Raw genomic sequence first — 13,805 nt, 5'->3', positions numbered from 1 at the left:
ACGCAGGTGACCTGCCCGAACGGCAGGACCAGCACACAGTGGCAGCACGACGGGCGACGCTCGTCAGGCCCCGTGATCCGCGCCAGGTTCTCACCCGCGGACTGCCGCCCCTGCCCCTCACGCGACCAGTGCACCCGCGGCGTCGCCTACATGGGGCGCGAGATCACGTTGCGACACCGCGACGAACACGAAGCGCTCCGCACAGCCCGGCGCGACCAGCAAACCGATCAATGGAAGCAGCGCTACGGACACCGCGCCGGCATCGAGGGCACTATCTCCCAAGGCGTCCGCGCGTTCGGGCTGCGCAGGTCCCGCTACCGAGGCCACCCCAAAACCCACCTGCAACACCTGCTGACCGCAGCCGGAATGAACCTCACCCGCCTCGACGCCTGGCTCACAGGCACCCCACTCGCCCCGACACGCACCTCACACTTCGCAGCACTCCGCCCCACCGGATAAATCCGGTGGGGCGGAGTGAAAAGGGGCATTGGCCAACAGTGTCCCACACGGGGGCCCGCCCCTCGCCGGACCGCTTGGTGGCGCCGGAACGTGTCAGGGAGTCCACGGCGCGGAGCGCCGGGACCGCCGGACGGTGTGAGGTCAGGACCGCTCCGGACGGAAGCGCACGGAGGGCCGCCCGTGCGGACCGTCCGGTGTCACCACGGCCCGTACCCGGTAGACGTCCGCGATGAGCCCTTCCGTGATCACCTCCGCCGGGGTGCCGCCCGCGACCACCCGTCCCCCGTTCATCACGACGATCCGGTCGCAGAACATCGCGGCCAGGTTGAGGTCGTGCAGAGCGACGACGGCCGTCAGCGGCAACGAGGTGACCAGGGACAGCAGTTCCAGCTGATGCTGGATGTCCAGGTGGTTGGTCGGTTCGTCGAGCAGGAGCTCCCTCGGCTGCTGGGCCAGCGCTCGGGCGATCTGGACGCGCTGGCGCTCTCCGCCGGAGAGCGTGTGCCAGGACTGCTCGCGGCGGTCGGCGAGACCGGTCCGCTCCAGGGCTTCCCGCACAGCCGTCTCGTCCGCCGCCGTCGGCGCCGACCAGGCGCGCCGGTGCGGGATACGGCCCAGGCGTACGACGTCCACGACGCTCAGCTCGACCTGCGTGACGGCGTGCTGGTCGACCACGGCGACCCGTCTGGCCACGGTGCGGCGGCCGACAGCGGCCAGCGGGTCGTCGTCGAGGGTGACCACGCCCGCGTCCGGAGCCAGGACTCCGGCCAGGATGCGCAGCAGGGTGGACTTGCCGGAGCCGTTCGGGCCGATCAGCCCGATGGTGGCACCGGGCGGCGGGGCCAGCGAGACACCGTCCAGAATGAGCCGGCCGCCCGCCTCCCTGCTGACCCGGTCGGCCCGCAGACCGCCGCTGGTGGCCGCGGTCACGGGGCCCTCCGGGTGCGGTACAGGACCAGCACGAAGGCGGGCACCCCGATCAGGGCGGTGACGACTCCCACCGGAACCTCCTGCGGGTCGAGGACGGTCCGGGCGAGGGTGTCGACCCAGACCAGGAAGACGGCCCCGGCGAGCGCGGTGACCGGCAGCAGCCTGCGGTGCCCCGAACCGGTCAGCGCACGGGCCGCGTGCGGCAGCACGAGGCCGACGAACCCGATGGCGCCGGCCGAGCTCACGAGTGCGGCGGTCAGCAGCGCGGTCGTGCACAGCAGAACGATCCGGGTACGGCCGACGTGGACACCGAGGGTGGCCGCCGCGTCCTGACCGAAGGCGAAGGCGTCGAGCGTCCGGGCGTGGCCGAGGCAGACCAGCAGCGTCACGGCGAGCACGGCGGAGCAGATCCACACATCGCTCCATCCGACGCCGCCGAGCGAGCCCAGCAGCCAGAACAGCACCCCCCTGGTCTGTTCGGCGTCGGCCGCGGTCATCACGACGAAGGAGGTGAGCGCGGAGAAGAGCTGCATGGCCGCGACCCCGGACAGGACGACGCGGTCGGTGCTGCCGCCCAGGGTGTGACTGAGCAGCATGACCAGGGCGAAGGAGCACAAGGCCCCGATGAACGCCCCGGCCGACAGGGAGACCGCTCCCCCGCCGACGCCGAGGACGACGACCACGACGGCGCCGGTCGAGGCTCCCGAGGAGACCCCGAGGACGAACGGGTCGGCGAGCGGATTGCGCAGCAGCGACTGCATGACGGTGCCGCAGACCGCGAGTCCCGCGCCGCAGACGGCGGCGAGCAGGGTGCGCGGCATGCGCAGGTTCCAGATGATGCCGTCACGGATCGGGCTGAGCCGCGACTCACCGGCACCGAGGTGGGAGGCGACCGTGGACCAGACGTCGGCCACGGAGATCCGGGCCGGGCCGATGGTGACGGCGAGGGCGACGGACAGGAGCAGCAGCAGGATCCCGCCGGCCCACAGGAGTCCGCCGCGCAGGCCCCGCAAGCCCCGTCGGCCGGGCCGGGGGTGCGTGCCCGCGTACGCGGGCGGCGCCGCGGCCTGTTCGGTGTCCGTCACCCCGCGAGCCCGAAGGCGCGCAGCCCGGCGGCGACGCGCTCCACGCCCTCGACGGTCCGGATGGTGGGGTTCATGGCTTGGCCGCTGAGCAGCACGTAGTGCTTGTCGCGGACGGCGTCCATGTTCTTCGTGGCGGGGTTGGACTCCAGGAAGGCGATCTTCTTCGCCGCGCTCTCGGCGGTCTGCGACTTGCGGGTCAGGTCGCCGATCACCAGTACGTCCGGGTTGCGGTCGGCGACGGTCTCCCAGTTGATCTGGGGCCACTCCTCGTGGGTGTCGTCGAAGGCGTTCTTCGCACCGAGCTCCCGGGTGATGATGCCGGGCGCCCCGCAGCAGCCGGCCAGGTACGGAGCCTCGGAGTTGGCGAACCAGTACATCAGTGAGGCATCGGAGGCGTCGATGTCTCTCGTCGCCTCACGAACCCGGGCGCGCAGCCCGGCCACCAGTTCCTCGCCGCGCTCCGGTACGCCGAACACCTTGGCCAGGTCGCGCACTTCGCCGTAGACGCTGTCCATGGTCAGGGCGCCGGTGCGGACACCGTCGCCGTCCTTGCTGTTGTCCTTGGCGGTGCAGTCGGCGGGCGAGACATAGGTGGGGACACCGAGTTCCTCGAACTGCTCGCGGGGGGCGACTCCGCCCTTGGCGAGCGTCGACTCGAAGGAGGCGCTGACGAAGTCGGGTTCCTGGTCCAGGACCTTCTCCGACGAGGGGCGGTTGTCGGAGAGCCTCGGGACACCGGCGTTGGCCTTCTCCAGCCCCTTCAGTACGGGGTCGGTCCAGGTGGCCGTGGCCGCCAGCCGGTCGGCGAGGCCGAGCGAGAGCAGGATCTCGGTCGATCCCTGGTCGACCGGCACGGCGCGCTCGGGGGGCGCGTCCACGGTGACGGTCCGTCCGCAGTTCGTCAGGACCACCGGATAGCCGTCGGCTCCCCCGGACTTGGCTGCGGAGCCGCCCGAGCCGCCGCCGCAGGCGGACAGCAGGATCAGCGCGGCGGTGAGCAGGGCGAAGGAGCGGGCGGGGCCGGCTGTGGGCGGCACGGAGTACCTCGGCGTCTCTGGGCCCATGCGCGGGGCCCTGTGTACGGAGTTCCGCGGCCCGGTACCGGGCCGTGGGTGCCAGCAGGTCTTCGGACTCGGGTTCACGCGGACGGGACGCCTTCCCGGGAAACCGTGGGTCTCCCAGTGGCCGTGGCCCCGCCCGTCCCCCTCACCGCTGCGCGTCAGTTCCGGATTCACACCGGATTCCCTGACTCCTAGGTGGAGTTCGACTGGCTCCGGGCACGCTACCACGACCCTCTGCGCAGCTCAGCTGCAGTGTGGGTCCGGCCAGGGAAGCCGGAGGTGTGCCGTACGCACGCCTGTGACCGGCCGTGCGGGTCCAGCCCGTACGGACCGGGGCGGTGCCGTACGCACGCCTGTGACCGGTCGCGGGGGTCCGGCCCGTGGGGCGCCGGGGCGGTGCCGTACGCACCGCCCCGGCGCGGGACCGGCCAGGCAGCGTTTCTCCGGCTACGCCTTGCGGCGAACCGATTCGCCAACCTGGCCGTGTGCTCCCTCACACCACCGTGAGAGCACAGCCGCGGTACCCCAGAAGGCCAGCAGGACTCCCCGGACGCCCAGACACCGGACCGCGTCCGCCGCCCGGCGCGGCAGCACGGCGGCCGACTGCCTCGGTGTGCCCGTCATCGCGTCCTCCCGGCGGGTTCCTGGGTTCCCGTGGTGTTCCAGGAAGCGCCCGGGTCGTCGTACGCGTCCATGTAGCCGGCTCCCGCGATGGGCCAGTCGGCGAGCAGTTCCCCGGGCAGCGCGAAGGAATCGGCCAGCTCGGGCAGATGACCGCTCACGGCCGCGACGAGCTGCTCGATGGCATCGGTGAGCCCGTCGACCTGGCCGGCGGTCAGATGGCCGGCGGCGAGCAGATCTCCGCTGTCGCGCGCGACCCGGCGCAGCGCGAACAGCCGGGCCAGTTCACCCAGCCGCTCGCGGGCCGCTCCCGCGGGCAGCTCCGCGATCGCGGTCTCGTACGCGTCGGCCGCCTGCCGGACCGCATGGGCCTCGGTCCCCCGCAGGGCGGGCCCCGAGGCCGCGTTCCAGCGTTCCAGCGGGCCGCCTTGCGGCACCCGGGCCAGCCGTGCGGCCGCCCTGTCGAACCAGATGTGTTCCGCCTGCGCCAGGAGCCGGCGAAGGAAGCGCAGATCGGTGAGGTCACCGTCCGGCGGGCCTGCGGCCGGTTCCTCCCGCGTCGCGCGTGCCGCGTCGAAGAGCAGTCCGGCGGCAGCCCGCGTGTGGATGGCCAGGTTGTCGCCCTCGGCGGTGATGGCGCCCTCGATCCCGGTGACGAGTTCGGCCATCCCGTTGTTCTCCAGCAGTCCCTGGGCGCCGCACCGTTCCCGGCACTCGACCATCACCGACCGGGCCTGCCAGGTGATCCACCCCTTGGCGATGTCGACCAGCCGCTCGGCGGCCTCCCGCTCCGCGGGCGGCCGCGTCGCCACCTGTTCCCAGCGGTCCAGAGCACGTCGGTGCAGCAGGCTCATCGCGTAGACGGTGGCCATGGCCTCGGCGAGCGGACCGTGGTGGCTGCGGTGGGCGATCACCGGCACCGGAGGCGCCGAGCGGCTTCCGGAGACGAAGCGGTGGCCTCCGTAGCGGACGGCGATGGCCAGCGTGACCCGTGCCGAGCCCACCGCGCTCGCGCTCATACAGATCCGGCCGGTGGTGACCCGTGCGATCGAGGTGAGGAAGCGGCGCCGGTGTCCTGTGGTGTCGCTGCGGAACACCCCGTCGTCGCCGACCCGCCCCTGCGCGCCGCCGAGCAGCGCGCCGCGGTCCACGAAGACCTGGTCGAAGGAGGTCAGGCAGTGGTCCACCGGACTGCCCATCCGCGCGGGCAGCAGGCGCACCCTCACCCCGGGCAGGGTCCGGGAGGCGTCGGTGAGCGGCACAAGGAGCAGGAAGACCCCCTGGTCCACGCCGTCGACGATCAGCCGGGCGGCGACGAGTCCCGACTTGGGGCCGCCGGCCGGACTGGTGTTGGGCATGAACTTCTGGGCGCCGGAGTGCGGGGTGTGCACAACGAACCCGTCCCGGTCCGGGTCATAGGTGGCGGTCGTCTCGACGGCGACCGCGTCATTGCCGTGGGCCACCTCCGTACAGAGGAAGGTGCCGACCCGTCGCAGGTCGAGATAGTCCGACAGATCGCGGGGGCTGTCGGCGTCGTTGTCCAGGAGGCTGCCGAGGAAGAGGTTGTAGTGAATGCCCGCGACGGTGGCGAGTGCCGGGTCCACCGGGGCGATCCATTCGTGCAGAGCGGCCAGGGCTCGTGGGTCGGCGGCCGGGCGGGCGGCGCTGTCCAGTGCGCTGTTGAGCCTGCGCAGCCGCGCGTGGGCAAGGGCGAGCCGCTCCTCGGGGGCGAGGCCGGGAGGGGGGCAGACGGGCCGGCGGAACGGATCCGTGGCGACGAGCCGGCGCCAGAAGCCGTGCTCGCGCTGGGCGTCCGGACCGAGGAGCGCGGTGGTGAGCGGGCCGGCGAACGGCCGGGTTCCGGCTCCCGAGGGTCCGGCGCTGCGGAGAAGTGTGGTCATACAAGCGGGAACGATCGGAAATCGTCCAGGACACCCCGCAGCCTGCTACAAAAATCGATTCTCCCCTGCCCGGCGGGGTCTCCGACGCCACCCGCCCGGCCACCACTCGTCACCCGTATGCAGTAATTCGCCGCGCTGTGCGGGCGTCCAGGACATCCCCTTGGGGCATGGAACGGCACCCCGACGAGTCGGCAGCGACGGACGAGCACGCCGAACTGGAGGCCCTGCGCGCCCGGGTGGCGCAGCTGGAGATCCGGGCCACGGGCCGCTCCCGGCCTCGTGTGCGTTCGTTCTTCGCGGTCCTGCTGATCCTGGTGGCGGCTGTCCTCACCCCGTTGAGCATCGTGTCGAGCTGGGCGAGCGATGTCGCGGGGAACACCGACCGCTACGTGAAGATGGTGGAGCCGCTGGCCTCCGACCCCGATGTGCAGGCGGCGGTGACCACACGCGTCACCGATGCCGTCATGGTGCATCTGGACATCGACGCGCTGCTGGCGGACGTCGCTCCGGCCGACCGGCCCGTGGTGGACAAGGCACTCCGCAGGCTCGGCGACCCGCTGACCGCCGGCATCACGAACCTCGTCCGCGGCACCGTGGAACGGTTCGTGGCCGGCGACGAGTTCGCGCGGGTGTGGAGCAGCCTCAACAGGTCCGCCCACTCCGCCGTCGTGAAGGCGCTGACCGGCGAGGGCGGCGGCGCGGTGAAGCTGACCGACGACACCGTCACCCTGGACCTCGCCCCGGTCATCGACCGGGTGAAGCAGCGTCTCGTCGACCGGGGCCTGACGGTCGCGGGGAGGATCCCGGAGATCCACACCGACTACACGATCCTGACCTCGGACTCGGTCGGCAAGGCCAAGCAGGGTTTCCGGGCGCTCGAACTCCTCGGATTCTGGCTTCCCGTGGTCACGCTGGTGGTGGCGGCGGGCGGGGTGCTGCTCGCGGTACGCCGCCGGCGGGCACTGGTCACCGCGGCGCTCGCGGCAGCGGCGTGCGCCGCCCTGCTCGGGCTCGGGCTGTGGGCAGGACGTGCCTTCTACCTCGACAGCCTCCCCCCGGACGTCTCGCAGCCGGCTGCGGGCGCTGTCTTCGACGCGCTGGCCGGCTATCTGCGGGCCGGGGTCCGGCTGGTCGTGACGGTCGGCGCGGTGGTGGCGCTCGCCGCCTGGCTCACCGGCGCGGGCCGGGCCGCGACCCGGGTCAAGGCGGTGTGGAGCGGTGGCATCGGGGCCGTCCGGGAGGCGGCCGGTGTCACCGGCGGTCCGGTCGGCAGATGGGTGCACCGGGCGAGGCGGCCGCTGAACTGGACGGTGGTCGTGGCGGCTGTCGCGGTGCTGGTGGCGTGGGACCGGCCGACGGGTCTGGTCACGGTGTGGATCGCCCTGTGCGCCCTGTTCGTCCTGGCTGTCGTCGAGTTCCTCGACGACAGCACACCGCGTCCGGCGGCACCTGCGTAGCCCCGCCGCCGGGACCGCCTTGTAATGCCCGAGTAACGGGCGGCCCGTACAACGGTGCCGTGCCGGTGACAGCTGGGCGGTGAGGGGTGGGCAGCATCTCCGGAGCCACCGCTCCAGCATCTCCTCGCCGGCGCATCGGCGGTGCCGCCGTCCCCGTGGGGGGTGACGGTGGCACCGCCGCGTTCACATCCGGCCGAGTGCCGCGTCCAGTTCGGCCAGGTCGGGCGGGTTGGCGCCGGCCCTGGCGACGGTGACGGCCGCCGACGCCGCCGCGTGCCGCAGGACGTCCCCCATCGTGGCCCGGTCCACTGCCCGCAGCCGCTCCCGGCCGGCGGCGCCGAGCAGTCCGTGTGCGGCGAGTGCGTGCAGGGTGCCGGACATGAAGGCGTCCCCCGCGCCCACCGTGTCGACGACCTCGGCCGGCGGCGCGGCGACGGTCACCGGCCCGTCGGGCAGGACCGCACAGGCTCCGTCCGCGCCCCGGGTGACGAGGACGACGGCCGGGCCGGTGGCGAGCCACCGCTCGGCGGCCTTCACCGGGTCCTCGCCCGGATACAGCCATTCCAGGTCCTCGTCACTGGCCTTGACCACGTCGCTGAGCGCGACACAGCGCTCGGCCCTGCGCACGGCGGCCCCGTGGTCCCCCATCAGCTCCGGACGCACATTGGGGTCGTAGCTGACGGTCGCGCCCGTCCGCAGCGATTCGACGGCCGCGACGACGGTGGCCGCTCCCGGTTCCATCACGGCCGCGATCGACCCGGTGTGGAGGTGCTGGGGCGCCGTGTCCGGCCGGACCGCGCCGAGCGTCCAGGTGATCTCGAAGGTGTACGCGGCCCTTCCGGTGCTGTCCAGGGCCACGGCGGCGGACGGGGTGGGGGCGGTCGCGCCGTCCGTGCGGACATCGACCCCGGCTCCGGTCAGGTGGTCGCGGATCAGCCGCCCGTTGTCGTCCGCCCCGAGCTGAGTGAGCAGCGTCGCACCGTGTCCGAGCCTGGCCAGGCCGTACGCGACGTTGGCCGGGCTGCCTCCCGGATGGACCCGGTCGGCCGTGTCCGGCAGCCGGACGATGTCCGCGACGCATTCACCGATGACCAGCAGGTGCTGTCTGTCGAGCATGAGGGTGATGTCTCCCGTGGTGCGATGGCGTGGGCGTCCTGACAGCGGTGACCGCCGGCGAACGCGCGGAGCCGGTCCTGCCGTGTACGGACCGCTCCGGCGCATCCTGGCAGAGGTCACTGTCCGCGCACCCGTGGAGCCCGGTCCCGCCGCGCACGGACGGATCCGGCCACTGCCGGGGCGGCCCGCGCCAACACCCGTGGCCGTACGTGACGCCGGCGCCGCGAACGTCGGGGCCGGGGGCCCGGGTGCGCCCCGTGACTCGGCTATGCCTCCAGCGCGTCGGCCACGAGCGCCAGGAAACGCGCATGGGCGTGCGCGCTGCACACCGGCTCGGGGTTCCAGGGAACCACCCGCGCCGAGCGCTCGATCGACGCCCAGTGCTCGTTGGTCCGGAGCTCGCCGAGCGGAGTGGCGTGGGCCCGGACGTCGGCGAGCACGATGTCCGGGCGCAGCTCGGCGGCCTGCTCCCAGCCGACCGTCGACCAGTTCGCTCCGGGCCCCTCGGCGGGTTCCACCAGGCCGAGGCCGAGCCCGGCCAGCACCCGCAGCTCGGGCCACGTGCGGGGACGGGCCAGATGCGCCTGCTCCTGGCCCGCCGGGGACAGCGCGAGGACCCGCGCCGCGCCGGGGCCCCCGGTGCGTGCGCGCAGCCGCTCCCGGGCCGCTTCCAGCTCCTGGACGGCCGCCGCGGGCTCCTCGGCACCGAGTGAGCGGGCCAGTTCCGCGAACCGGTCACCGATCCCGGCGAGGGTGCGCGCCTGGCCCACGTCGATGACGACGACGGGGACGTGCCCCTCCAGATGCTTGGCCGTCTCGGGATCGAGGCCGTAGACCTGACCGCCGCCGTAACTGACGGCCACGACGAGATCCGGCTCGCCGCTGAGCAGCGCGTCGACGTCCAGCGTGGCGCCCGCTCCCGGGTAGCCGAGGCCGGTCAGGGGCAGCGATCCCGTCTTCGCCACGTCCGGCACCGCGGGGTCGTCGTGGCCCGAGCCGAATATCCCGCTCGGGCGGATGCCGTGGTCCCATAAGGTCGCACCGGCCTGGACATAGGCGAGCACCCGCTCCGGGCGCCGCCCCGCGGTCGACACCTGCCCCCGGTCGTCGGAGAATCGCCACACGGTCTGCTCGCTCACGTCCCACACCTCTCGCCACCGGCTGCCCGCCCCCCGTCGCTGATCTCGTCCAGGACTACCTGCCCAGCGGGACGCGGTGGCACCCCCGGGACGGGCGACGGACTACAGGTCCGCCTCCGTGGAGCGCACCAGGTAGGTGACGGGGCCGGGGTCGGGGACCTCCACCTCGGCGAAGCCGAGCCGGTCGTAGAAGGCCCTGGCAGGGGTGTTGGCCGTGAGCATGGACAGGTGAACGCCCTTGACCCCCTTGGCGTCCAGGGCGGCGAGGAAGGTGCGCATCAGCTCCTTCCCGTACCCCTTGCGCTGCCAGTCGGGCAGCAGGTCGATGTGCAGATGCGCGGGGTGGTCCGCGAGTTCGGGCAGGACCATCCGCTCCGGGTCGTGCAGGAGGCCGGTCATTTCGTCACTGGGGCTCCGCGCGTCCCCCTCCGGCTTCGGGTAACGGTCCTCGACCAGGGGCAGCCACCGCGTGCGGAACTCGGTCACGAAGCGCGGGGTGTCGGCCGTCCCCAGGATGTAGCCGACCGCACGGCCCGTGCCGTCGTCCATGACGAACGCCAGGTCGGGCTCCAGGTACGCGTACGGCGCGGCGAAAATCGACGGCATCAGCTCCAGGTCCGCGTACAGGTGCCGGGAGTCGCCGCCGTTGTCGGCCGTCCGGACGCATATGTCGGCGAGCGCCGCGCGGTCGGCGGATCGGTAGGCCCGTGGGCCGGGAAGTCGGGTCACCACCTCATCCTGCCGAATCTGAGAGCGCTCCCACAAGACGTTTCGGCAACGCCGACGCGGGCCGGGACAGGCGGGTTTCGGCTACGCCGGAGCCGACCGGAGCAGGCGGGTTTCGGCTACGCCGATGCCGGCCGGAGCAGGAGCCAATTACTGTCAGTCGTTGACCGCCGTCAGCAGCACCACGGCGTCCTGAAGGGCGAGGAGCCCGTGCCGTTCCTGGGGGATCGGATGCAGTTGTCCGGCGGCCAGTTCCACATCACCGGACGCGGCCGTGAGCCGAACCGTGCCGCGCAGCACCTGGAGGGAGGCGGCCGGCGGGGCGTTGTGCTCGTCGAGGGCACGGCCCGAGGCCAGCGCGATGACGGTCTGGCGGAGTGTGTCCTCGTGGAGCAGCAGATGGGCACTACGGCCGTGCGGGGAGGTGCGGGCGGCCGCCAGGTGCTCATCGGCCAGGGCATTCAGATCGTTCGGAGCGTCCATGTGCCCCACTCTGCCGCAGCACCCGCTCCCCCGCGATCCTGCCGGACCCGGCCGTGCGCCGCACACGGCCGGGTCCGTCGACGGGCGTGTCTTCGGCCGGGTGTCAGACCCGCAGCCAGACCGCGGTGTCCTGTGGCAGCCTCCCCGCCGGGTCGAGAGGGCCGCTGGCCAGGAGAACCCGGGTGTGGGCGGGCAGTGCGGCGGCCTCGGCGGCCAGGTTGACGACGCAGACGAGTCCGTCGGTCCGGGCGAAGGCGAGCACTCCGGGCGCCGCGTCCAGCCAGGTCAGCCGGCGTATCCCGGGCTCGCCCGCCGTCTCGAACCCCGGTTCGGTCCGGCGCAGCCGCAGCGCCTCGCGGTACAGGCTGAGCATCGACCCGGGGTCGTCGGCCTGGAGGTCGGCCGCGTACGCGGACCAGTCGGCCGGCTGCGGGAGCCAGGGGGCGGCGCCGGCGCCGAATCCGGCGTGCGGGTCGTGCGCCGACCAGGGCAGCGGTACCCGGCAGCCGTCGCGTCCCGGGTCGGTGCCGCCCTTGCGGAAGTGCATCGGGTCCTGGATGCGGTCCAGCGGGATGTCGGCCTCGGGCAGTCCGAGTTCCTCGCCCTGGTAGAGGTAGGCCGCGCCGGGCAGGGCCAGCGAGAGGAGGGCGGCCGCGCGGGCCCGCCGGGTGCCGAGGGCGAGGTCCGTGGGGGTGCCGAAAGCCTTCGCGGCGAAGTCGAACCCGGTCTCGGCCCGGCCGTACCGGGTGACGGTGCGGGTCACGTCGTGATTGCACAGGACCCAGGTGGCCGGCGCGCCGACGGAGGCGTGTTCGGCGAGGGTGTCGTCGATCGCGGTCCGCAGCAGTGCGGCGTCCCAGGGGCAGGCCAGGAAGTTGAAGTTGAACGCGGTGTGCAGTTCGTCGGGGCGCAGGTAGCGGGCGAACCGTTCGGTGTCAGGAAGCCAGACCTCGCCGACGAAGACGCCGTCGTACTCGTCGGCGATGGCCCGCCAGGACCGGTAGATGTCGTGCAGTTCGTCGCGGTCGACGAACGGGTGCGGGTCGGTACCGAGGACGAAGTCGGGCAGGGCGGGGTCCTTGGCGAGCAGGGCCGCCGAGTCGATCCGCACACCGGAGACACCGCGCTCGAACCAGAAGCGCAGCACCTCCTCGTGTTCCTGGCGGACCGCCGGGTGGGCCCAGTTGAGGTCGGGCTGCTGGGTGGCGAAGAGATGGAGGTACCACTCGCCGTCGTCGAGCCGGGTCCACGGTGTGCCGCCGAATTCGGAGACCCAGTCGTTGGGCGGGATCTCGCCGTCGGCGCCCCGTCCCTTACGGAAGTGGAAGAGGTCGCGTTCGGGGCTTCCGGAGCCGGCTTCGAGGGCGGCCCTGAACCAGGCGTGCTGGTCGGAGACGTGGTTGGGAACGATGTCGATGATGGTGCGGATGCCGAGTTCACGGGCTTCGGCGATCAGTTTCTCGGCCTCGGCGAGGGTGCCGAACGCGGGGTCGATGGTGCGGTAGTCGGCCACGTCGTAGCCGCCGTCGGCGAGCGGCGAGAGGTACCAGGGGGTGAACCAGAGCGCGTCCACACCCAGCTCGACGAGGTGGGGCAGCTTGGCCCGGACCCCCGCGAGGTCGCCGGTGCCGTCGCCGTCGCCATCGGCGAAACTGCGTACATAGATCTGGTAGATGGCGGCGTCGCGCCACCAGTTCGCGGTGGCCTCGGACGGACGGTTGGCTGCCACGTGACGTTCCTTTCGGGCAGGTGGGACTCCGCCGCCGGCCCGGGGAGCGGGGCAGGATGAACAAGGCCGGCGGCGGAGTGCTGAGGGGAGGGCGGCCGGACGGGCCCCGGTGGCGGGGCGCGGTCCGCGAAAGGGCGTCAGCCCTTGAGGCCGCCCGCGGTGAGACCGCTCATGATGTTGCGCTGGAAGAGCAGGAAGATGAGCAGCGTGGGGACCGACGCGATGGTGAGCGCGGCGATGAGCACGTTCTCCGGCACGCCGCTGGCCAGCGAGTAGATCCCCACGTTCAGGGTCTGCTTGCTCGGGTCGGGCAGGGTGAGCATCGGCCAGAGGAAGTCCTTCCACACGCCGACGACGGCGAAGATGGAGACGACTCCGAGGATCGGGCGGGAGATGGGCAGGATGATCGAGCGCAGGGTGCGCAGGGGTGAGGCACCGTCCATGGCGGCGGCGTCGAGCAGTTCGCCCGGGATGGAGTCGAAGAACCGCTTCAGCAGGAAGATGTTGAAGGCGTTGGTGACCGACGGCAGCCAGATCGCCCAGGGCGAGTTGACGAGGTTGCGCTGGAAGACGGGCACGTCCAGCACCGTGAGGTACTGCGGGACGACGAGCACGGTGGCGGGGATCATCAGGGTGGCCAGCATCATGCCGAGGATGACCTTGCCGAACACCGGCCGCAGCTTGGACAGCGAGTAGGCGGCGGCGACGTCGAAGATCAGCTGGAAGGCGAGCGCGCCGAAGGCGTAGTACAGGGTGTTGAACAGCAGCTTGGACAGGTCCATCACCGTCCAGGCCTGGCTGTAGTTCTCGGTGTGGAGGGAGCTGGGGAAGGCCGTGGGCGGGCTCTGCACCACTTCCTGGGTGGTTTTCAGGCCGCCGGTGACCATCCAGTAGAGAGGGCCGAGGAAGACCACCGTGAACAGGATCATCACCAGGGCGAAGACGATCCAGTAGACGGCTCTGCCGCGGGGCCTGCCGAGCTGCGCCGGTGAGATCAGGGTGCGCTGGCGGCCGCGCTCGGCGGCGCCCTCCGCCCTGCGCCGTGCGGACTTGCCCGCTGCGCTCCCGCGCCGGGAGACCAGTGTGTTCGATGCCATG

At 72.4% G+C, this 13,805-nt stretch carries 12 protein-coding genes and 1 riboswitch; of the genes, 2 read left to right on the top strand and 10 right to left on the bottom strand.

All coding sequences use genetic code 11. The features are described from left to right. A partial coding sequence (locus ACZ4LX_RS09140; protein ID WP_467721132.1) for a transposase occupies positions 1 to 459 on the top strand: 459 nt, incomplete at its 5' end. A gap of 141 nt (positions 460 to 600) precedes the next feature. Here ACZ4LX_RS09140 and ACZ4LX_RS09135 read toward each other — a convergent pair. From ACZ4LX_RS09135 to ACZ4LX_RS09120, 4 genes are all read right to left on the bottom strand, one after another. After that, the gene (locus tag ACZ4LX_RS09135; protein WP_467642589.1) at positions 601 to 1,389 is read right to left on the bottom strand and encodes an ABC transporter ATP-binding protein; all 789 of its coding nucleotides are present in this window, start codon (positions 1,387 to 1,389) and stop codon (positions 601 to 603) included. Next, the gene (locus ACZ4LX_RS09130; RefSeq protein ID WP_467642587.1) at positions 1,386 to 2,474 is read right to left on the bottom strand and encodes a FecCD family ABC transporter permease; all 1,089 of its coding nucleotides are present in this window, start codon (positions 2,472 to 2,474) and stop codon (positions 1,386 to 1,388) included. Before ACZ4LX_RS09130 ends, ACZ4LX_RS09135 begins: the two co-directional genes overlap by 4 nt. After that, positions 2,471 to 3,511 (bottom strand): ABC transporter substrate-binding protein, encoded by a 1,041-nt coding sequence (locus ACZ4LX_RS09125; protein ID WP_467642585.1) that lies wholly within the window; start codon positions 3,509 to 3,511, stop codon positions 2,471 to 2,473. Before ACZ4LX_RS09125 ends, ACZ4LX_RS09130 begins: the two co-directional genes overlap by 4 nt. Positions 3,512 to 3,574: 63 nt before the next feature. Next, positions 3,575 to 3,761, bottom strand: a riboswitch (cobalamin riboswitch). A 394-nt stretch (positions 3,762 to 4,155) separates the two neighbouring features. After that, positions 4,156 to 6,057 (bottom strand): acyl-CoA dehydrogenase family protein, encoded by a 1,902-nt coding sequence (locus tag ACZ4LX_RS09120; RefSeq protein WP_467642583.1) that lies wholly within the window; start codon positions 6,055 to 6,057, stop codon positions 4,156 to 4,158. A gap of 167 nt (positions 6,058 to 6,224) precedes the next feature. On the opposite strand from ACZ4LX_RS09120, the gene ACZ4LX_RS09115 reads away from it, so the two are divergent. Next, the gene (locus tag ACZ4LX_RS09115) at positions 6,225 to 7,514 is read left to right on the top strand and encodes a hypothetical protein (protein WP_467642581.1); all 1,290 of its coding nucleotides are present in this window, start codon (positions 6,225 to 6,227) and stop codon (positions 7,512 to 7,514) included. 183 nt (positions 7,515 to 7,697) lie between these two features. On the opposite strand, the gene ACZ4LX_RS09110 is transcribed toward ACZ4LX_RS09115, so the two are convergent. The 6 genes from ACZ4LX_RS09110 to ACZ4LX_RS09085 all read right to left on the bottom strand — a co-directional run bounded on the left by ACZ4LX_RS09110 (position 7,698) and on the right by ACZ4LX_RS09085 (position 13,804). Beyond that, positions 7,698 to 8,630 carry a carbohydrate kinase family protein gene (locus ACZ4LX_RS09110; RefSeq protein WP_467642579.1) on the bottom strand — a complete coding sequence of 311 codons (933 nt, stop codon included), beginning with the start codon at positions 8,628 to 8,630 and terminating at the stop codon, positions 7,698 to 7,700. 266 nt (positions 8,631 to 8,896) lie between these two features. Next, positions 8,897 to 9,769 (bottom strand): ABC transporter substrate-binding protein, encoded by an 873-nt coding sequence (locus tag ACZ4LX_RS09105; protein WP_467642577.1) that lies wholly within the window; start codon positions 9,767 to 9,769, stop codon positions 8,897 to 8,899. Between the two features lie 102 nt (positions 9,770 to 9,871). After that, positions 9,872 to 10,498: a GNAT family N-acetyltransferase gene (locus ACZ4LX_RS09100; RefSeq protein WP_467642575.1), complete on the bottom strand. Its 627-nt coding sequence runs from the start codon at positions 10,496 to 10,498 to the stop codon at positions 9,872 to 9,874. Between the two features lie 153 nt (positions 10,499 to 10,651). Next, positions 10,652 to 10,978, bottom strand: a complete 327-nt coding sequence (locus tag ACZ4LX_RS09095; protein WP_467642573.1) for a cupin domain-containing protein — start codon at positions 10,976 to 10,978, stop codon at positions 10,652 to 10,654. 103 nt (positions 10,979 to 11,081) lie between these two features. After that, the gene (locus ACZ4LX_RS09090) at positions 11,082 to 12,707 is read right to left on the bottom strand and encodes a glycoside hydrolase family 13 protein (protein WP_467642571.1); all 1,626 of its coding nucleotides are present in this window, start codon (positions 12,705 to 12,707) and stop codon (positions 11,082 to 11,084) included. 137 nt (positions 12,708 to 12,844) lie between these two features. After that, positions 12,845 to 13,804 carry a carbohydrate ABC transporter permease gene (locus tag ACZ4LX_RS09085; RefSeq protein ID WP_467642569.1) on the bottom strand — a complete coding sequence of 320 codons (960 nt, stop codon included), beginning with the start codon at positions 13,802 to 13,804 and terminating at the stop codon, positions 12,845 to 12,847. Between the last annotated feature and the right edge of the window lies 1 nt (position 13,805).

Source organism: Streptomyces sp. NPDC026062, from assembly GCF_055568375.1.
The sequence above is the reverse complement of the archived record's forward strand: the minus strand, read 5'-3'. Positions and strand labels throughout refer to the sequence as shown.